Source organism: Microbacterium sp. NPDC086615 (assembly GCF_040686055.1).
Lineage (GTDB): Bacteria > Actinomycetota > Actinomycetes > Actinomycetales > Microbacteriaceae > Microbacterium.
Window position 1 is genome coordinate 129,588 of the sequence record NZ_JBFBJJ010000006.1, and the last position, 19,824, is coordinate 149,411.

The 19,824-nt window shown below is 71.6% G+C and carries 17 protein-coding genes; 4 read left to right on the forward strand and 13 right to left on the reverse strand.

Annotated features, from left to right (window positions below):
- Positions 1 to 175: 175 nt before the first annotated feature.
- Genes AB0O24_RS08350 through AB0O24_RS08370 form a run of 5 tightly spaced genes read right to left on the reverse strand, consistent with a single transcriptional unit; the run spans position 176 to position 5,694 of the window.
- Positions 176 to 1,393, reverse strand: a complete 1,218-nt coding sequence (locus AB0O24_RS08350) for a hypothetical protein (protein ID WP_307384769.1) — start codon at positions 1,391 to 1,393, stop codon at positions 176 to 178.
- Entirely contained in the window at positions 1,390 to 2,688 is a 1,299-nt protein-coding gene (locus AB0O24_RS08355; protein WP_363373987.1) for a hypothetical protein, read from the reverse strand. Before AB0O24_RS08355 ends, AB0O24_RS08350 begins: the two co-directional genes overlap by 4 nt.
- Complete coding sequence (locus AB0O24_RS08360) at positions 2,685 to 3,488, reverse strand: heme ABC transporter ATP-binding protein (protein WP_363373988.1); 804 nt, start codon at positions 3,486 to 3,488, stop codon at positions 2,685 to 2,687. The genes AB0O24_RS08355 and AB0O24_RS08360 overlap by 4 nt, the downstream gene beginning before the upstream one ends.
- On the reverse strand, positions 3,485 to 4,600 hold the full coding sequence (locus AB0O24_RS08365) for an iron ABC transporter permease (RefSeq protein WP_363373992.1): 1,116 nt from the start codon (positions 4,598 to 4,600) through the stop codon (positions 3,485 to 3,487). Before AB0O24_RS08365 ends, AB0O24_RS08360 begins: the two co-directional genes overlap by 4 nt.
- Positions 4,597 to 5,694, reverse strand: a complete 1,098-nt coding sequence (locus tag AB0O24_RS08370) for an ABC transporter substrate-binding protein (RefSeq protein ID WP_275800020.1) — start codon at positions 5,692 to 5,694, stop codon at positions 4,597 to 4,599. Before AB0O24_RS08370 ends, AB0O24_RS08365 begins: the two co-directional genes overlap by 4 nt.
- Before the next feature lie 186 nt (positions 5,695 to 5,880).
- Between AB0O24_RS08370 and AB0O24_RS08375 the strand changes: the two genes are divergently transcribed.
- Together AB0O24_RS08375 and AB0O24_RS08380 are read left to right on the forward strand one after the other, a co-directional pair.
- Entirely contained in the window at positions 5,881 to 7,662 is a 1,782-nt protein-coding gene (locus tag AB0O24_RS08375; protein WP_363373995.1) for a hypothetical protein, read from the forward strand.
- Positions 7,663 to 7,727: 65 nt separating this feature from the next.
- On the forward strand, positions 7,728 to 8,741 hold the full coding sequence (locus AB0O24_RS08380) for a DUF916 domain-containing protein (RefSeq protein WP_363373998.1): 1,014 nt from the start codon (positions 7,728 to 7,730) through the stop codon (positions 8,739 to 8,741).
- 111 nt (positions 8,742 to 8,852) lie between these two features.
- Here the strand turns inward: AB0O24_RS08380 and AB0O24_RS08385 are convergent, their stop codons facing one another.
- From AB0O24_RS08385 to AB0O24_RS08405, 5 genes are all read right to left on the reverse strand, one after another.
- A complete protein-coding gene (locus AB0O24_RS08385) occupies positions 8,853 to 9,506 on the reverse strand; it encodes a biliverdin-producing heme oxygenase (protein WP_307384758.1) in 654 nt (217 codons plus the stop codon).
- 44 nt (positions 9,507 to 9,550) lie between these two features.
- On the reverse strand, positions 9,551 to 9,859 hold the full coding sequence (locus AB0O24_RS08390; protein ID WP_307384757.1) for a DUF2470 domain-containing protein: 309 nt from the start codon (positions 9,857 to 9,859) through the stop codon (positions 9,551 to 9,553).
- Positions 9,860 to 10,244: 385 nt separating this feature from the next.
- Positions 10,245 to 11,192 (reverse strand): site-specific DNA-methyltransferase, encoded by a 948-nt coding sequence (locus tag AB0O24_RS08395; protein WP_275800072.1) that lies wholly within the window; start codon positions 11,190 to 11,192, stop codon positions 10,245 to 10,247.
- Positions 11,189 to 12,238, reverse strand: a complete 1,050-nt coding sequence (locus AB0O24_RS08400; RefSeq protein WP_275800073.1) for a biotin/lipoate A/B protein ligase family protein — start codon at positions 12,236 to 12,238, stop codon at positions 11,189 to 11,191. Before AB0O24_RS08400 ends, AB0O24_RS08395 begins: the two co-directional genes overlap by 4 nt.
- 119 nt (positions 12,239 to 12,357) lie before the next feature.
- Positions 12,358 to 13,293 (reverse strand): DMT family transporter, encoded by a 936-nt coding sequence (locus AB0O24_RS08405; RefSeq protein WP_363374003.1) that lies wholly within the window; start codon positions 13,291 to 13,293, stop codon positions 12,358 to 12,360.
- Between the two features lie 71 nt (positions 13,294 to 13,364).
- On the opposite strand from AB0O24_RS08405, the gene AB0O24_RS08410 reads away from it, so the two are divergent.
- Positions 13,365 to 14,273: a LysR family transcriptional regulator gene (locus AB0O24_RS08410; protein WP_363374006.1), complete on the forward strand. Its 909-nt coding sequence runs from the start codon at positions 13,365 to 13,367 to the stop codon at positions 14,271 to 14,273.
- Between the two features lie 290 nt (positions 14,274 to 14,563).
- Here the strand turns inward: AB0O24_RS08410 and AB0O24_RS08415 are convergent, their stop codons facing one another.
- The 3 genes from AB0O24_RS08415 to AB0O24_RS08425 all read right to left on the reverse strand — a co-directional run bounded on the left by AB0O24_RS08415 (position 14,564) and on the right by AB0O24_RS08425 (position 18,403).
- Positions 14,564 to 15,745, reverse strand: a complete 1,182-nt coding sequence (locus AB0O24_RS08415) for an ROK family transcriptional regulator (RefSeq protein ID WP_307384747.1) — start codon at positions 15,743 to 15,745, stop codon at positions 14,564 to 14,566.
- Between the two features lie 133 nt (positions 15,746 to 15,878).
- Positions 15,879 to 16,877, reverse strand: a complete 999-nt coding sequence (locus AB0O24_RS08420; RefSeq protein WP_363374083.1) for an ABC transporter permease — start codon at positions 16,875 to 16,877, stop codon at positions 15,879 to 15,881.
- 50 nt (positions 16,878 to 16,927) lie between these two features.
- On the reverse strand, positions 16,928 to 18,403 hold the full coding sequence (locus tag AB0O24_RS08425; protein WP_307387091.1) for a sugar ABC transporter ATP-binding protein: 1,476 nt from the start codon (positions 18,401 to 18,403) through the stop codon (positions 16,928 to 16,930).
- Between the two features lie 310 nt (positions 18,404 to 18,713).
- On the opposite strand from AB0O24_RS08425, the gene AB0O24_RS08430 reads away from it, so the two are divergent.
- Positions 18,714 to 19,763, forward strand: coding sequence for a substrate-binding domain-containing protein (locus AB0O24_RS08430; protein ID WP_275800077.1), 1,050 nt, complete (start codon positions 18,714 to 18,716; stop codon positions 19,761 to 19,763).
- Positions 19,764 to 19,824: the final 61 nt, after the last annotated feature.

Genomic DNA, 19,824 nt, shown 5'->3' on the forward strand with positions numbered 1-19,824 from the left:
GTCGGCACGCCCGACGCGGGAAGACGGAGAGGTCGCGCCGATAGGTGGTGCGAAACTCCGGTGAAATGGCAGTGGCGGCTGGGCCTGTTCGCGGAATCATGCAGCGGTGACGGGTTCGCCGGTGCGCGTCTCAGGAGTTGTGCACACCAACCCCCCGACCTACCGCCGCGAAACCTCAGGCGACGCGCGCCGGGCGCTGCCACGGGAACGCCCGCATCATGCTCAGCACCGCGATGATCGCCAGCCCGAGCGCGGCGGCGGAGCCGAGCAGGGGCACCACGAGCGGTGAGAGGCTCCGCCGCGACTCGGGGACCAGCCCCGCCGCCTGCGGCTGTGTCGTCAGCGGTGCCGCGACCGGCAGGAACTGCTGCAGCGGTGCGGCGGCGGCGATCGCCCCCGGCGCGCGCCGCAGCGGGTTGCTCGGTGCGCCCGCGGGAGCGGCTCCCGTGCCGGCCGAGGGCGGCACGGCGACCGGCGCTGCCGACGAGTAGCTGACCGTGAGCGGCGACGCCGGCTTCGCGGCATCCCGGACTCCGCCCGTCGTGAGCCAATACCCCTGTTGCCCCGTCACGCGGTGGAAGTCGACGAAGGACTGCGGGAACGATCCCCAGTACGCCTCGTTCGTCCCTGAGCGTGCGACCTGCCCCGCGCCAACGCTCAAGACACCGAGGTACTGCGGCGTGACGGTGAAGCCGCCGGTGCCGGAGAGGTCGGCTGCGCGGATGTCGGCCAGCACGATGGTCTGCGCAGCGATCGGGCTCCACTTCGTCATGTCGTCCATCGAGGTGCCGTAGCCGCTCGCGCTCGCCGTGAGCTGACCGTTGCCCGCCGCGTCGAGGGTGAGCTGCGGGTCCGTCACGCTCCAGTAGGTCATGCCCCCGTAGAACACGACGGTGAACGAGCCCGACCACCGGATGTCGAGCGCTCCGTCGCGGCGCGTGCCCGTGCCACCGTCGATGACGACCTGGTTTCCGGTGGTGCTCGCGGTCGAGGCGACCGACACCGGCGCGCCCGTCGGATCCTGGCACTTGGTGGCCCACGAGGCGGTCGTCCACTGGCCTCCCGCCGTCGGCTTCTCGATGCGCACCCGACCATCCTCGGCACGGTAGAGGCCATCGCTCTCGCCCCAGACCCGGGCGCCTCCCGCGTCGCCGGCGACACCGGCGCTGAGGAAGTTGCAGCCCCCGGCGAAGGCTCCGCCGCCGGACTCGGCGTTCACCCCCCACCGCAGTTGCGCATCGACGATGGTGCCGTCTCCGCCCCCGGGGTCGCCGCCGGGCCCGGGCACCGTGACGATGACATCGTCCGGACCGGCCGCCGCGGCGGGAGCCGCACCGAACCCCAGCAGCAGGGCGGCCGCGAGAGCGGCCCGCAGCACGGTGCGCGCCCTCATCGCGGCGTCCCCGTCGGCAGGAGGTCGGTCGGCGCGTCGGGAGAGGCGACCCTTCCGCCCGCCGACCTCGCATCGTTCACGACGACGGGCGACACCGGAGCGGCAGCGGCAGCCGCGGCTGCGGGAGGTGCAGCAATGGCCGAGGCCGGCGCGGCGGAAGGCGGTGCGACACCGGAAGACGCGGTGCCGGGCGTGGCGAGGGTGCCCGCCGGCACGGCATCCGTCCGTCCCGTCGCGGCAGCCGCGCGCTCCCGCTTCGCGCGACGCCGCGCGCGAGCGCGCACGATCGCGGTCACGATGCTCGTGATGATCAAGGCCACGGCCAGCGCGATGCACGCCAGCAGCAGCACGAGCACCCACGTCGGAGCGGTCGGCGCGTCGGAGACGGATGCCACCGCGGTCCCGCCGCTGACGGCGACCTCGGTCTCGGCCACCGCGCCCGATCCTGCCCCGCGCAGGGTGATGAGGTGCGTTCCGTCGCGGATCTCGCGCGGCACGGGCAGCGCCGCGGCGACCTCGCCCTGCGCCCCGGCGGTGAGCGGGCCCACGGCCGTGAGACCGCCGTCGAGCGAGGCCACGACCTGCTCGCCGGGGGTGAAGCCCTGACCGGTGAAGACGACCGAGGTGCCCGCCGCGACCGACGCCGACTCGACGCCGACGCGCACGGAGCCCGCGGCGGCCGGTGCGCTCGCGGCGGCGGGGGCCTCGGCCGCGGGAGCCGCCGCGAACGACACCGGCGTGAACGTCTCGTTGTTGGCGTTCTTCACCCCGTGCGCGCCGATGGTGATGATGCCGCAGGTGACGCGTCGGCAATCGACCTCAGTGATGTTGCCCTCGCGGTCCTGGCTCTCGTAGACCGCCCCCGGAATCACCATCGACACCGACCACGATCCGTCGGCCCCGAGCGTCCCGTTCGCGGAGCTCTCGGTCTGGCTGCCCGGGAACGCCAGGAAGCGCTGGTACCCGTTGTTGTCGGCGGATTCCGCGTCGGGCACGTACCGGTAGTCCGCACCGACCACTCCCCCGGCGCTCGGGCGCCACGACCCGCCGCTCGGGTCGTCGACCCACCCGAACAGCACGTAGATGCCGCCGAAGCCGTTCGGGATCGACTGGAAGCCCGACCCCGAGACGGTCACGTCGGTGGCGTAATCGGGGTTCGCGGATGCCGTGCCCTCGGGCCCCGTGACCGTCACGGTCCCGGCGGCCCACGCCGGGGCTCCGGCGACGACGACGCCCGCGACGGTCAGGGTCAGCGCGGTCGCGAGAGCGGCGAGACGACGAGTCAGACGGTTCATACGAGTTCTCCGGGGAGGGGGGATGCCAGGGGCGAGGCGTCGGCGACGACGAGCAGCGTTCCGCGGGGCCCGTCGATGACGTCGATCGGATGCCGATACACCCGCGTGAGCAGCTCGGGATCGAGCACGTCGCGCGGCGGCCCGACCGCGACCACCCGCCCGTTCTCGAGCAGGACGATGCGATCGGCGTAGGCGGCGGCGAGCCCCAGATCGTGCAGCACGACGATGGCGGCACCCCCGGCATTCACGCGTTCGCGCGTGCGGGCGAGCGCGCGGTGCTGGTGGCGGATGTCGAGGCTCGCGGTGGGTTCGTCGAGCAGCGCGATCGCGCACTCCTGCGCGTACGAGCGCGCGAACGCCGCGCGGGCGCGTTCCCCGCCGGAGAGCCCGGTGACGGGTCGGTCGGCGAAGGCCTCCACCTCACCGGCGACCAGCGCCTCGGCCACCGCGTCGTCGTCGCGCGCGGCGGCGGGATGCCGGCGCCAGGGCGCCCGCCCCATGCGCACGACGTCGCGCACGACGAACGGGAACGACACCTCGTTGCTCTGGGTCAGCACCGACCGGCGGCGCGCCCGCTCGGCGACGGGCCACGAGTCCAGCACCGCCCCGTCGAGCTCGACGGATCCCGCCGCGGGGGTGCGGTCTCCCGCGAGCACCGACAGCAGCGTCGACTTGCCCGCGCCGTTCGGACCGACGAGCACGACCATCTCTCCCGCGGCGAGGTCGAGGTCGACGTCGTGGAGAACGCACCGACCCCCGACCTCGGCCGAGATCCCACGCGCACGCAGCACGGCCGTCATCCCCATCCCCCTGACCGGCGGCGCGTGCGGCGCAGGAGCCAGAAGAAGAACGGTCCGCCGATGAGGGCGGTGAGCATGCCGATCGGCAGCTCCGACCCGGGTACGGCGGTGCGCGCGACGAGGTCGGCGGCGAGCAGCAGCACTGCGCCGCCCAGGGCGCTCGCGGGAAGCAGCAGGCGGTGGCCGGGGCCGAGGACCATGCGCATGAGGTGGGGCACCACGAGCCCCACGAAGCCGATGATCCCGCAGAAGGCGACCGCGGCGCACGTGAGCAGGGCGATCACGACGATCGCGATCACGCGCAGCCGCTCCACGCGCACGCCGAGGTGCTCGGCCTGCCGCTCGCCGAGTGCGAGGAGGTCGAGGCTTCCCGCGAAGAACAGGCATGCGACGATGCCGACGACGGCGAGTGGCGCGACGACGGCGAGGTCGTCCCAGCGCGTGCCATTGAGCGAGCCGAGCTGCCAGAACACGATCTGCTCGCGCTGCTGCGTCGCGCCGAGGTAGGTGAACAGCGCGATCGCGGCACCGCCGATCGCGTTGACCGCGATCCCGGTGAGCACGAGGGTGACGACCTCGGTGCGTCCGTCGGCACGCGCCGAGGCGTAGACGATGACGGTAGCGGCGAGTCCCCCCGCGAAAGCGAGCGCCGGCAGGGTGAGCGGCCCGAGGAACGTGAGCCCGAAGACGATGGATGCCGAGGCCCCCACCGCCGCTCCCGACGAGATGCCGATGACCCCGGGCTCGGCCAGCGGGTTTCGGAACACGCCCTGCATGACGACCCCGGCCGTGGCGAGCGTCGCCCCCACCAGCACGGCCATGAGCAGTCGTGGCATCCGGATCAGCCACAGGGTGGCCTCGCCGTTGACGTGCTCCATGGCCGCGCCCGGCGCGACCGACAGCACGCCGAGACCGATCCCGCGCACCGCCTCGTTCCAGGCGCGCGCGAAGGCGCCGACGACCTGATCGGGTGGGATCGAGAGCTGCCCGCTCCCGGCCGACACGACGACGAGCACCACGAGGGCGACGGACAGCGAGCCGAAGACCGCCGGGACACGCACACCGACCCGGGGTCTCGGTGCGGCGACGGGAGCGACCGCGACCGCCGTCATCCCGCCGCCTCGGGCGCATAGACGGCGACGGCGAGCGCGTCGAGCACGTCGGCGGCGGCGGGCCCGAAGCTCAGCACCGTCGTGTCGGACATGTCGACGATGCGCCGGTGGCGACCGGCATCCGTCTGGGCGACCGCGGGCAGGTGCTCGGTGAGCCCGTCCACGCCGCCGACCGACTCGAGGCCCTTCGTCATCATGATGAGCAGGTCGGGGTTCGCGTCGACGAGGGCCTCGTCGGTGATCGGGCGCATCCCTTTCCAGCCGATCTCACCGGCGACGTCGACGCCCCCGAGGGCCTCGATCAGACTGTCCGCCCCGGACTCCTCGCCGAACAGGTAGTAGACGCCCGACTGTCCCCGGACGTAGAGGAACATCATCCGGAGCTTCTGCGCGGGGTCGCTCGGCGCGACGGCGGCGATCTGCGCGATCTTCGCGTCGACGGCGGCAGTGCTGCGCGCGGCGAGCGCCGCCGCCCGCTCGGGTACGCCCAGAGCCGCTCCGACCTGCTCGATGAGCGACCCGACCGACTCGAGCGACCGGTGCGAGTCGACCACGACGACCGGGATGCCGGCATCCCGCATCTGCAGGATGGTGTCCCACGGGCCGAGACTCGTGTCGGTCAGGATCACCGTGGGGGCCGCATCGAGGATCGCCTCGGCGTTGAGGTCATGGCCGTTCTCGGTGACGACCGGAAGGTGCGCCGCCTCGGGGAAACCCGTCGAGATGTCGCGCGCGACCACCTGGTCGCCGAGCCCCAGCTCGAAGACGATCCGCGAGAGCGAGCCGTAGATGTCGAGCGTCAGGATGCGGGAGGTGTCGGTCACCGTGACGGTCGTGCCCTGCGAGTCGGTGACCGTCGCGGGCAGCACCTGCGCACCGTCGGTGACCGGCACGATCGGCGCGGCGGCCGCGACAGCGGTCGACGGCCCCTCCCACGACAGGGGATCGGCGAGCGGCGTGACCTCGGCCAGCGGCGGCGTGGCCGCCGGGCCACCACCGTGAGCTGTTCCGGCGGCGTCGCACGCGGTGAGCCCTGCGGCGACGGCCACGAAGAGCGCGAGCGCGGCGACGCCCCGAGTCGTTCGACGGATCATGAACGTACCTCCAAGTAAGGTGAGCCTACCCTTAACATTGCCTGGATGCCGACTTCATGCTTAGGTAAGCCTAACCTGCCCTTCAGCACCCACCGGGTGCACCCGCGGCCTGCCGTCGGGACCCGTCGGAGGGCGGAGAAGGGAACGAACGTGGATTCCTCCACGCACAGACGCCGGTTCGCCCGCGTGACCACCGCGAGCCTCGCCGCCGCGGCGATCGCCCTCGGCGGGGCTCTCGTCGCCGCCCCCGCGCACGCCGCCGAGACCACCGTCGACGGCGCCGTCTTCCGCTGGGGCATCAACGCCGAATCGAACGCGGCCGCCTTCGCCCCCGGCACGGTCAACCTGCTGTCGGCGGGGATCGTCACGGCGACCTCGTCGGCCGACCGCGTCACCGCGTCGAACTGGAAGCAGAGCGACGGCAACACGCGAATCCTCAAGAAGCAGGCCGACGGCAGCTATGCCACGGCGACCTTCGCGGGCCTGCGCACGGATGCCAATGGCACCACCATCACTTCGGGCAACGGCCTGAACTCGGGACACATCGCCGAGATCACCGGCGGCTCCGGCACGGTCGACGTGGATGCCAACACCGCGACGATCCAGTGGACCGGGTCGTTCACCTCCGCGTACTACTCGGGCATGACCCGCTCGTGGATCACCGACCCGAAGCTCACCGTCGCTCCCGACGGCACCGGAACGGTCACCGCAACCCTCGGCGGCTACGGCACCTCGATGGACGACCCCGACAAGTTCGAGACCCTCACCCCGGAGCCGAACGTGGTCATCGCGACCCTCACCGGCGTCGACGTGACCCCCACCGGATTCACCGTGACCCCCGACTACCTCGGTCGCACGATCACCGTCCCCGAGGGCTCGGTCGCCCAGGTGACCACCGGCGCGAACGCCGGAGCCTTCCCGCAGTCGTTCGTCGACTTCCAGGTGAAGACCGGTCAGGGCTCGTACTGGTACTCCTCGGGCGGGTCGGCCGACGCGCGCAAGCCCGCGAGCGCGCTTTCGGTCGCCTACACGGCCGCGCCCGTGGCATCCGCTCCCACCGTCACCGTCTCGAAGACCAGCGGTCTCGCCCAGGGTGAGACGGTCACCGTCTCGGGCAGTGGCTTCCTGCCGTCGGGCACCGCCACCAACGGCACGCGACCGCCGCTGGCCGGGACCTTCAGCGGAACGTACGTCGTGTTCGGCAAGTTCGCCGACGCCTGGAAGCCCTCGGCCGGGGCCGCCTCGTCGGCCCGTTCGGTGATCGCGCAGAAGTGGGCGGTCCCGGCCGCCAGCATGGCGACCATCGGCGGCGCGAACAGCGGCGCGATCGAGCTGAAGGCCGACGGCACGTTCTCGGTCGATCTCGCCCTCAGCACGACCGAGGCGCAGAACCTCGCCGCAGGGAACTTCGGCATCTACACCTACGCCGGCAGCGGCACCGTGTACGCCCCCTTCGAGACGTTCACCCCGATCGCCTTCGCCTCGTCGACCGACGTGATCGTCGAGGTCCCGGACTGGGTCGACAACCCCACCGGCTCGTTCGGATGGGCGTTCGAGGGTACCTCGCCGGCCAGCCTCGGCACCGCCGTCCAGGACGGCGCGAACTTCACGGCATCCGGATCGCTCACGAACATCGTCGTGACCGACACGCGCGCCGGGGGCACCGCGCCGTACACGTGGAGCATCTCGGGCCAGGTCGGAAACTTCGCGTCGAGCACGGGCGGCTCGTTCTCGAGCGACCTGCTCGGCTGGAAGCCCAAGCTCGTCACGGCCGGGCAGACCGTCACCGCCGGCGCCGAGGTCGCGTCGACCCGCCTCGGCGGCACGGGGCTCGGAGCGTCGCGCGTGCTCGCGTCGTCGACCGCGGCCGCGAACGCCACTGTCGGAGCCGACCTGTCGCTCGTGATCCCCGGCACGACCCCGGCCGGCGACTACACCGCGAAGCTCACCATCACCGCCCTGCAGTAATCCACCCGACGGGGACTCCGACGCGCGTCGGGGTCCCCGTCGCACGTCCCGCAGAAAGCCCGCCCGTGTTCCGACGCCCTCTCCCCTTCGCCCTCATCGGCTCCCTTCTCCTCGCGATCGCCGCTCCCGCAGCCGCGACGGCCGCCGACGGCGGTGTCGCCTGGACCGTGCAGACGGCCGACAACGCGCAGGGCACGGGCCGCGCGAACTTCACGTACGACGTGGTCGAACCCGGGACCGTCATCTCCGACGCGATGACCGTGGTCAACACCGGCACCGAGCCCCTCCCCCTCACCGCCTATGCCGCCGACGCCTTCACGGCATCCACCGGCGAGATCGACGTCCTCGTCGACGGGCAGCCGTCGCAGGGCGCCGGGACGTGGGTGTCGGTCGCCATGACATCGCTCTCGCTGGCGCCGGGCGAGTCCGCCGAGGTGCCCTTCACCGTCACGGTCCCCTCCGACGCCCGCCCCGGCGACCATGCCGCGGGCATCGTGACCTCTCTCACGAGCACCGACTCGTCATCGACACTGTCCGTCGACCGGCGCCTGGGCACGCGCATCAACCTCCGGGTCGCGGGCGAGCTGTCACCGGCCGTGGCCGTGTCCGGCATGTCCGCCCGGTACGAGGCATCCTGGAACCCGTTCGACTCTGGGCGCCTCGTCGTGGAGTACGCGCTCGCGAACACCGGCAACACACGGCTGACGGGGGCCGAGACGGTCGCCACCGCGGGCCTGTTCGGCGCGCGTACCGCACCGACCCAGCTGACCGAGGTGCTTCCGGGGTCGACCGTGGAGGTCGCGCGCGAGGTGCCGACGTTCTCGCTCGGGTGGCTCGCCGGCTCGATCGAGCTCACGCCCGAGGCAGTCGGCCTGGGTGCCGCGCCGCTCGCGCCGGTGACGGCCGAGTTCTCGGTCGCGGCGATGCCGTGGAGTCTGTATGCGCTCCTGGCGGTGATCCTTGCCGCGGTGCTCGCCGCAGTGCTGCTCGTGCGGCGTCGGCTGCGCGCGGGTGCTGCGGATGCCGCAGCGACGGCGGGCGGCGCGGCGGCGGCGGGTGACGCGGTGGCGGCGTCGTAGGCCGCGACTGAGCCCGCGGCATCCGGTCGCTGCGTGGGCGACGGTCGCGGCGGCAGCGGCGGCTCCAGCCGATGGGGCCCGCCGCGGGGCGCCCGTGAGAGCGTCGAAGACTCAGGCCGACTGAGCCGCCTTCGCGCGCGCGAGGTCGACGAACAGCTCGGTGTTGAACCGGTAGGCCACGAGCACCTCCTCGATGACGCGCTCCTTCTCGTCGTCGTCCCAGGGAGCGGCATCCAACTGCTCGCGGTACACGTTCTTGAACGCGTCGGGGTCGGCGATGTCGCCGAACAGGTAGAACCCGATGCCGTTCGTGTCGAAGCCGAAATGCCGCTGCATGAGCCGGCCGATGAACTGCCCGCCCGAGAGGTCGCCGAGGTAACGGGTGTAGTGGTGGGCGACGAAGCCACCCGGCCAGGTCGCCGCGACGCGCCGGATCCGCGAGACATAGGCCTGCGTCGTCGGCAGCGGGGTGATGCGCTCTCGCCAGTCGGCGCCGATGAGGAACTCCAGGTCGGCCTCGAGCGCGGGAAGGCGCGTGAGCTTGTCGCTGAGGAACACGGATGCCACGGGGTCGATGCGCATGCGCTCGGTGGCCTCTTCGAGCGCCTCGTAGATGAACCAGTGCTGCGCGACGAGCGCGACATAGTCGTCGCGCGTGCCCGACCCTTTCATGAGGTTCGTCATGAAGTCGGCGCCCTCGCTCGAGGAGTGGGCGGTGCGCGAGCGCTCGCGCAGGGCGACGGAGAACGGGATGACAGCACTCATGGCGCCATCATACCGAGAAGGTTAGGCGAGCCTAACCTTTGTCTTCAGTGGGGTCGCGGTTCGATTCCGAGCCGCCGGCACGCCTCGTCGTACAGCGCGACGATCTCGCGGCGTACTTCGCGCCGTTCGGCGATCGACCCGCCCGGCCACGGCACGCGCACCTCGGTCACAGCGCCACCCTCATCGGTGACGACCCACTCGCCGCCGTCGCCGTCGAACCCGGTCATCCGCGCCGAACTGACGGTCGCCACCGAACCGAACGCCCGGGCGATGAGCACGTTGTCGTCTCGGTGGTCGTCGTTCATATGGGCGAGCACGGCTCGCTGGATCTCGGGATCGAACACGTACGTCATTAGGTAAGCCTAACTTCGCGGACCGCCCGCCCGTCCGCCGTTCGCTTCCGGTCCGGCATCCGATCGACGTTCCACACCGGGACCGATCATCCGCGACCCGTCACGCGGAGTCGCCGGGCGACACGCCGCTCGACCCGCGCCCTGAGCGGCGCGTCCTCCCCCGACTCCGCACAACGGCACAACCCCGCCGGGCACGTCCCCGACCCGTCACGCGGAGTCAGCGGGCGACACGCCGCCACAGCGGCACCGCCCACGGCGTGTCGCCGCCCGACTCCGCACGACGGCACGCCCCGCGACGCGGCGCCGACCCCGCACGACGGCACGCCCCGCGGCGCAGCGCCGACCCCGCACGACGACCCGCGCCGGTGGCGACCGGCCCGTCCGCTCAGTCCGCGAACGGCTCCAGACGCTTGTGCATCACGGCCACGGCGTCGGCGTTGTCATCGATCAGCACGGAGTGCCGGCCGAGCGGCGCGGCGACGGCGCCCAGCGTGCCGCTGCCGGCGAACATGTCGAGCACGCGGTCGCCGGGGCGGCTCGAAGCCTGCACCATGCGGCGCAGCACGCCCTCGGGCTTCTGCGTCGGGTAGCCGGTCTTCTCGCGGCCCGTGGTCGGCACGATCGTGTGCCACCAGACGTCGGTGGGCATCTTGCCGCGCGCGGCCTTCTCGGCCGTCACGAGGCCCGGGGCCATGTACGGCTCGCGGTCCACGGCATCCGAATCGAAGAAGTACTTCGCCGGATCCTTCACGTACACGAGGATCGTCTCGTGCTTCGTGGGCCAGCGGCGCTTGGTCTTCGCGCCGTAGTCGTAGGCCCAGATCAGCTCGTTGATGAAGTGGTCGCGCCCGAACAGCGCGTCGCACATGACCTTGGCGTAGTGCACCTCGCGGTAGTCGAGGTGGAGGTAGAGCGTGCCGTCGTCGGCGAGCAGACGCCACGCCTCGATGAGCCGCGGTTCGAGGAAGCCCCAGTAGTCATCGAACCGGTCGTCGTAGGTGCGCAGGTCGCCGCGCAGCCGCGCGTACTCGCGCCCGTGGAAGCCGCGCTGCACCACCGGCGGCGGGGGCGGTTCCTCTTCGGGGAAGTCGAGCATGTTGGGATCGGATGCCACGGCCTCGGGCTCCTCGGCATCCGGGGTCTCTTCGACCGGAGGCGTCCACGTCGCCGACTCGACCGCCTTGGAGCGCGTGCGCCCCGTGTTGAACGGCGGATCGAGGTAGACGAGCGCGAACGAACCGTCGGCGTAGACCGGGGTGACGGTGAGGTTGTCGGCGTGGTGAATCTCGACGCGGCCGGGTTCGGGGGCGTCGGGGAGGACCTCGGTGCTCACGGGACGCGCTGCAGCCACGCGTCGGTGGCGAACTTCGTCTCGACCAGCGCCTCGGCCTCGGCGTACTCCTCGTCGGTGATGTGCCCTTCGGTGGCGCCGTACAGGGTCGTGAACGTCCGGATGAAGCGGTCGATGACCTGGTCGCGCGGGAGGCCGGTCTGGCTGCGCAGCGGGTCGACGCGCTTGGCGGCCGAGACGGTGCCCTTGTCGCTGAGCTTCTCGCGGCCGATGCGGAGGACCTCGGTGAGCACCTGACCGTCCATGTCGTAGCTGAGGGTCGCGTGGTGCAGCACCCCGCCGTTGGCGAGGCGCTTCTGCGCGGCGCCGCCGATCTTGCCGTGGGGCCCGGCGATGTCGTTGAGCGGCTGATACACCGCATCGATGCCGAGAGAGCGCAACGCCTGGAGCACCCAGTCGTCGAGGAAGGCGTACGAGTCGGCGAAGGTCATGCCGGCGACGAGGGATGCCGGGACGTACAGCGAGTAGGTCACGATCGAGTTCGCGGCCATGAGCATCGCTCCCCCGCCGGAGATGCGGCGGACGACGTCGAAGCCGTGCTTCGCGGCCCCCTCGGGGTCGACCTCGTTGCGCAGCGACTGGAACGAGCCGATGACGACGGCGTTCTCGTTCCACTCCCACAGGCGCAGCGTGGGCTTGCGCAGCCCCGCGCCGACCCGGGTGGTGAGCACCTCGTCGAGGGCGAGGTTCATGCGCGGGGAGACGGGACCGTCGTGCACGACCTCCCACTCGAAATCGGCCCAACCGGGGGCGGTCACCAGCGCGCGGCGGATCGCGGTCGCGACCGACTCGGGCGTGAACCCGAGCAGCTGTGCTCCCTCGGGCAGCGCCGCGCGGATCGCCGCGGCGATCGTGGGGACGTCGGACTCGATCGGCAGACCATTGACGGCGGCGTCGATGTCGTCGAGGGCGTCGTCGGGCTCGAGGAAGAAGTCGCCCGCGAGGTGGAAGCCGTGGATGCGACCCTCGCGCTCTTCGAGGTCGACGACGACCAGCTTTCCCCCGGGGACCTTGTACTCGCCGTGCATACGTCCAGCCTACGGCGGGGCGCGGCGGCCGCGGCGGGTCTGGAGGCGCCTGGGTTGCCGCCGTCCGCCGCCGAGACTGCGTCGAGCTGACATCTCCCCTGCAGCGTGCAGTGGAGATGTCAGCTGCGTGCAGTCTCGGCGGCCATCTCGACCGGAGCGGGAGCGGTCGCGGCGCGGTGCCGCCGCTCGATAGCCTGACCCGCGTACGACGCCGCGATGATGAGCGCTCCGCCGGCGAAGCCGGGCAGACCGAGGACCTCGCCGCCGATCACCACCGCCACGGCGAGCGCCCACACGGGCTCGGTGCCCATGAGGATGCTGGCGCGGGTCGCCGACGTCCGCCGCACGGCCCACAGCTGCACGACGAACGCGAAGACCGAGCACATGAGGCCGAGGAACAGCACGTCGAACCATCCGGATGCCGTGAGCCGGCCGACCGCGCGGGGAAGGTCGACGCCGGCCACCGCTGACGACGCCAACGCGCACACGACGAGTTGCACGCACACCACCGCCAGGGTGCTGTCGTCGCGACCGCGCGTCAGCCGCGCGCTCGCGGTGACGTGGAACGCGCGCACCACCGCGGCCGCGATCACCAGGGCGTCACCCGCCGTGGGGAGGCGGAACCCCGCACCCGACACCAGCAGCGCGACGCCCACGACGGCGGCGACCGCGGCGACGAAGTACGACCGCGGCAGCCACGAACGTGCGGCCACGCTGTCCAGGAGCGGGGTGAAGATCAGCGCGAGGCTGATCAGCAGCCCGGCATTGGTCGCCGAGGTGAGGTGCACGCCCCAGGTTTCGAGGCCGATCACCGCGGCTTGCGAGCACCCGAGGAGCGCCGCGATCGCGAGGCCGCGGCCGCGTGGCATCCGTTCCCTCCGTACGAGGCAGATGACCCCGAGCGCGGTCGCGGCGACGAGGAAGCGCAGCGCGACGGCGGGGGCGACGCCCACCTCGTCGGTGAGTTCTTTGGCGGCGAGGAAGCTCGCGCCCCACACCGCCGCGACGGCGATGAGCAGGACGTCGACGACGATCTCGGGAGGGCGGCGGGTCACACATCCACCGTCGTGGCCGGAAGCCGGAAGAACAATGGCCGGTTGCTTCATCGTCCCGTAAGTTTCAACTTATGGATGCCGCCCACCTCCGCCTGCTCCGCGAGCTCGGCGACCGCGGCAGCGTGGCGGCCGTCGCCGCGGCCCTGCACATCTCGGCTTCGGCGGTGTCGCAGCAGCTCGCGCACCTGCAGGCGCGCGTTCCCGTCCCGCTGACCGTCCGGCGCGGGCGCGTGCTGACGCTGACCGCGGCGGGCGAGGCGCTTGCGGCGGCGGGTACGCGCGTCGACGAGGCGTTGACCGCGGCGCGGGAAGCCGTCGGGGCGTTCCTCGACAGCAACGACCGGCCCGTGCGGGTATCGGCCTTCCACAGTGCGGGACTGGCGCTGTTCGGTGCGCTGTTGCGCGAGCTCGACGGCATCCCTCCCCTGCACCTGTCCGACGCCGATGTCGCCCACAGCGACTTCCCCGGGCTCACCGCCGACCACGACCTCGTGATCGCGCACCGCCTGTCGCACGATGCGCCCTGGCCCGCCGATCGCGTGGTCGCGACGCCGCTGCTGACGGAGCCGCTCGACATCGCCCTGCCCGCGGCGCACCCGCTCGCCGCGCGCGAATTCCTCATCGCCGACGACCTCGCCGACGAGCGCTGGGTGTCGGTGCATCCGGGGTTCCCGCTGGCAGGGCTGCTAGATCACCTCGCGGCGCATCTCGGTCGCCCACTCGACATCGCGCACCGCATCAACGAGTTCTCGGTCACCGCCGAGGTCGTTCGGGCGGGCGCGGCGATCGCGGTGCTGCCGCGCACGACGGGTCTGCCGCTGGCCGTGGACGGACTCGTGCTGCGTCCGCTCGCGGATGTGGCGCTGGTGCGGCACGTCGACGCGCTCGCGCGGCCCGATGCCCTGGCGTACGCGGCCGTGCGTCGGGTGCTGCGCGCCCTGCGCGCGGTGGCCGGACGCGCGACGGAGGCCGCCGGCTGACGCGAGTGCGGGCCCACGCTGGCTCGGGCCGACGCGCACTGGGGCTCGGCCTGCACGAGGCGGCCCGAGCCCGGGCCCCCTCACGGTGACTTGCGGCATATGCACGCGGGGCGCGTGCTCGCGCGAACATTCGGCGCGAGTCACGGGATGCGGCACGGCGACCGGTCCCTTCGACAGGCTCAGGGACCTCCACCGCGCGCGAGGTGGCTGAGCTTGTCGAAGGCACCGGGCCCTTCGACAGACTCAGGGACCTGACGCGGCAGGTGGCTGAGCCCGTCGGCACCTCGCGTTCAGGCGGGGAGGAAGCCCGTCGTCAGCGACTCCGGGGACAGCACGTGCTCGACCGCGAGCATGCTCGCACCGATCACGCCCGCCTTCTCCGCGGCGACGGAGGGGACGATCGACAGGTGCTCTGTCGCGAGCGGCGTGGAGCGGGTGTAGACGACCTCTCGGACGCCGGCGATGAGGTGCTCGCCGACGCGGGCCATCGACCCGCCGATCGCGATGACGGAGGGGTTGATGAAGCTCACGCACGTCGTCAGCACGTCGCCGATGTCGCGGCCCGCCTGGCGCACGGCCTGGATCGCATCGACGTTCCCGCGCTTGACGAGGTCGACGACGTCGTCGCCGCTCTGGGCATCGATCCCCTCCTCGCGGAGCACACGGGCGATCGCGGGACCGGATGCCAGGGCTTCGAGGCATCCCCGGTTTCCGCAGCGGCAGGCCACCGTCGACGCCCGGGCCAACTGCACATGACCGATGTCGCCGGCGGTGCCCTGCGCTCCGCGCTGGAGCTGGCCGCCGGCGATGAGGCCGGCGCCGATGCCGGTCGCGACCTTGACGAAGAGGAAGTGACCGACCCCCGGCCACGCGACACTGCGCTCGCCGAGCGCCATGACGTTGACGTCGTTGTCGACCAGGACCGGCACGGGGAGGTGCGCCGCGATCCATCCGGGGATGTCGAACCGATCCCAGCCCGGCATGATCGGCGGGTTGACCGGGAGACCGGTGGAGTGCTCGACGGGGCCGGGCACGCCGATGCCCATCGCCGCGACGTCCCGCGGCGAGCGCCCCGCGCCGGCGAGCAGCTCGTGCGCTCCGTCCACGACCCAGCTCAGCACCGGTTCCGGGCCGAGTGCGATGTCGAGCGCCCCGCTCTTCTCGAGCAGGATGGTGCCGGAGAGGTCGGAGATCGCGACGGTCGCGTGCGAGGCTCCGATGTCGACCGCGACGACCACCTTCGCCGCGGGGTTGATCGCGAACTGCGACGGTGGGCGTCCCCCGGTCGACACCGCGTCGGCGACCGGGGTGATGAGGCCCATCCGCATGAGCTCGTCGACACGGACGGCCACGGTCGAGCGCGCGAGCCCGGTGGACTTCGCCAGCTCCGCCCGCGTGCGCGGCACGCCGTCGCGCAGCAGCTGGAACAGCTGGCTGACGCCGCTCGCGACCTGCGGGGACTCGGTGGTCATCCTCTTCACGCCCTCAGTACATCACCGGTGGATGGGTCCGGCGGTCACGCCGGGAGCGAAGCATCTCGCACGCCACGCGCACACGCCCCGGAACGCCGGCGACGATCGCGGCGCGCACCCGCGAGCCCCGGCGTCATCGTCGCCCGGGTTGGCGGGAGAAACGCTGCTGGAGCAGCACCGCGACGACGATGATCACGCCCTTGGCCACGGCCTGGACGGAGGACGACAGGTTGTTCTGGACGAAGACGTTGGTCAGCGTCGCGAAGATCAGAACGCCGAACACCGTGCCGGTGATCGTTCCGCGTCCTCCCACGAGCAGCGTTCCGCCGACGACCACCGCGGCGATCACGTCGAGCTCGAGCAGCTGACCGTTCGTGGAGCTGCCGGCCGTCGTGCGGCCGAGGAACATGACGCCCGCGATTCCGGATGCCAGCCCCACCAGCACGTACAGCCACATGACGTGCCGCCGGACGTCGATACCCGCGAGACGCGCGGCCTCGCGGTTGCCGCCGATCGCGACGGTCCGACGACCGAAGGTGGTGCGATTCAGCAGTACCCAGCAGAGCACGGCGACGATCAGGAAGATCCAGATGAGCATGTTCACGCCGAGGATGTTCGCGTTCATGAAGGTGATGAAGCCGCGGTCCTGGACGACGAGGGTGCGCCGCTCCGCGAGAATCTCGGCGAGGCCCCGTGCACCGACGAGCATCGCGAGCGTGGCCATGAACGCCACCACATTGCCGTAGGCGATCACCACGCCGTTGATGAGACCGGCGACGGCACCGACCGCGAGGGCGAGGAGCACGAAGACGATCCAGTGCATCGAGTCCGCGAGGTCCTGCACCACCGCGAGCGTGCCCACGACGGAGGCGAGACCGGTGACCGAGCCGACCGACAGGTCGATGCCACCCGCGATGATCACGAGGGTCATCGCGACCGCGATGACACCCACGATCGAGGCCTGACGAAGGATGACGAACACGTTGTCGAGGGTGAGGAAGGTCCCGGGTGCGGTGATCGCCCCCACGATGAACATCACCAGCAACGCGATGACGAGGCCGATGTTGCGTCCGGCGGAGCCGGCGAAGAACGCCCGCAGCGGGGACGTCGCGGAGGGGGAGGCCGGCGGGATGCCGGCCTCGGCGGGAGCCGTGCGGGCACGGGTCGGGGTGGTCGGCTCGCTCACGCGGCTGTTCCTTTCATGACGAGGTCGAGCACGCCGTGCTCGTCGATCTGGTGCGCGGGAAGGGTACGCAGGATGCGGCCGTCGGCGACGACGAGGACGGTATCGGCGAGGCCCAGAACTTCCTCGATCTCGCTCGAGACGACGACCACCGCGTTGCCCGCGGCGGCGAGGTCGCGGATGAGGGCATAGATCTCGGCGCGAGCGCCGACGTCGACGCCGCGCGTGGGCTCGTCGAGCAGCAGCACGGTCGTGCCGTGCACGAGCCAGCGCGCGAGGAGGATCTTCTGCTGATTGCCGCCCGACAGGGTGCGCGCGGGACGATCCGGGTCGGCGGGCCGCAGCTCGAAGGCGTCGATCTGCTCGCGGGCCACGCGGCGCGCGGCCCGGTCGTCGAGGAAGCCGCCCTTGGCGAAGCGCGCCATCGAGGCGAGTGCGATGTTGACGAAGATCGGCTCGTCGAGCACGAGCCCCTGGCTCTTGCGCTCCTCGGGGGAGAGGCCGATGCCGGCGCGCACGGCCGCGTGCACCGACCCGCGCGGCAGCGCCCGGTCGCGAACGCGCACCGTCCCCTCGCTCGCCCTGCGCGCGCCGTACACCGTCTCGAGGATCTCCGAGCGTCCTGAGCCGACGAGACCCGCGAGCCCGACGACCTCCCCGGCGCGAACGGTGAACGACACGTCGGCGAAGACACCCGCGAGCCCGAGCCCCTGCACGTCGAGGACGACCGGGGCGTCGGGCTCGACCGGCATCCGGTCCGGGAACACGTTCGCGATATCGCGGCCCGTCATGAGGCGGATGAGCTCCGCGGTCGGCGTGTCGGCCACCGGGAGGCCGACCGCGGTCGTGCGGCCGTCCTTCAGGACCGTGATGCGGTCGCCGATCTCGCGGATCTCCTCGAGACGGTGCGTGATGTAGACCACCGCGATGCCCGCCGCCGTGAGCTCGCGAACCACCGCGAACAGGTTCTTCACCTCTTCGGTGTCGAGCACCGCCGAGGGCTCGTCCATGATGATGAGCTTGATGTCGTGCGACAGGGCGCGCGCCATGCTGACGATCTGCTTGTTCGCCGCGCTCAGCGTGCCGACTTCGGTGTGCGGGGGCAGGTTCGCGTGCCCGAGGCGACGCAGCAGCTCGGTCGTCCGCCGGGCGGCTTCGCCGCGCTGCGTGAAGCCTCCGCGCGCGAGCTCGTGCCCGAGGAAGATGTTCTCCGCGATCGTCAGTCCGTCGACGACGTCCAGCTCCTGGTACATCGTCGCGATCCCGAGCTCGATGGCCGCGTCGGGGTCGGAGATCTCGACGGGCTCCCCGCGCCAGACGATCTCTCCGGCGTCAGGACGGTGCACACCCGCCAGCGTCTTGATCAACGTCGACTTGCCGGCGCCGTTCTGCCCGAGCACGCAGTGCACCTCGCCCGCGCGGACCTCGAGATCGACGCCGCGCAGGGCCTGGACGCCGGAGAAGGCCTTCGTCACTCCCCGTACGTCGAGTAATGACGGTTCATGGTCATCTTTGATCACGGGGCGAACCTAACATGCGCAATTTTCGACCGCGAGGGTTCGCGGACTCCCGGCCAGCCCTCCGGTCTGCCCACCCCCGGAACCACGGGCATCCGCAGAAAATCCCAGTAGGGAAGCCAGTAGTGCACTTCTGTCGATAATCACGCAAAAGCTGATGTGGATGATGACCCTTCTGTTAGCGTGAGCCGCGTCAACGCCGACCCTCCTCGCAGGAATGCCCCGGGCCGCGCCGACACCCGCTGCATCACATTCAAGGAGGAAGAACATGCACGCACGCACAGCCTCTCGCTCGCGCCTCGTCCTGACGGGCGTGGCCGCCCTGACCGCCCTCGGCCTGCTGACCGGTTGCACCGGCTCGAGCAGCGAGAGCGAGAACGTCGTCGATCAGGGCACCACGACCGAGGAGAACGCCGCAACCGGCGACACCGTCACCATCGGCTTCTCCGGTCCCGCCGCCGACCACGGCTGGCTCGGCGCCATCAACTCCGGCGCGCTCGCGGCCGCCGAGAGCTTCCCCGACGTCGACCTCCAGGTCGCGGAGGGAACGAACGACGTCAACGCGCAGATCGCCGCAGTCGAGACCTTCATCAACAACAAGGTGGATGCCATCGTGCTCCTGCCCAGCGACGGGGCGGCGCTCACCGAGGTCGCCACGCGCGCCATGGAGGCCGGCATCCCGGTCATCAACGTCGACCGCGAGTTCTCGAGCCCCTTCGCCGCCCGCACGACCGTGCTCGGCGACAATTACGGCATGGGCGTGAGCGCCGGCACCTACATCTGCGAGCAGCTGAGCGGACAGAGCGACGCGATCGTCGCCGAGATCGCCGGCATCGACTCGCTCCCGCTCACGCAGGACCGCTCGGCGGGGTTCAAGGACGCGCTGTCGGACTGCGGTCTCGAGGTCGGCCCGCGCGTCGCCGCCGACTTCACGGTCCAGGGCGGCGAGGCATCCACCTCCCAGCTGCTGTCGGCCAACCCGAAGATCGACGCCATCTGGAACCACGACGACGACCAGGGCATCGGCGTACTCGCCGCGATCACGGCCGCGGGACGCGACGAGTTCTTCATGGTCGGCGGCGCGGGAAGCAAGAACGCCATGGAAGCGATCCAGGCGGGAGACACCCCGCTGCAGGCGACCGTGATCTACCCCTCGACCCAGGCCGCGGACGGCATCGCCCTGGCGCGCCTGATCGCCCAGAAGAAGACCGCGGGCGACCTCATCACCCCGAGCGTTCCGAACCGTATCGTTCTCGATGCACCGGTCGTGACGAAGGACAACGTCGACTCGTACATCGACCTGGCGTTCGAGTCCTGAGCTCCCGGGGGCGTCCACCGCGGTGGGCGCCCTCTCCCTCCCCCGACAGAAAGGCGATCCC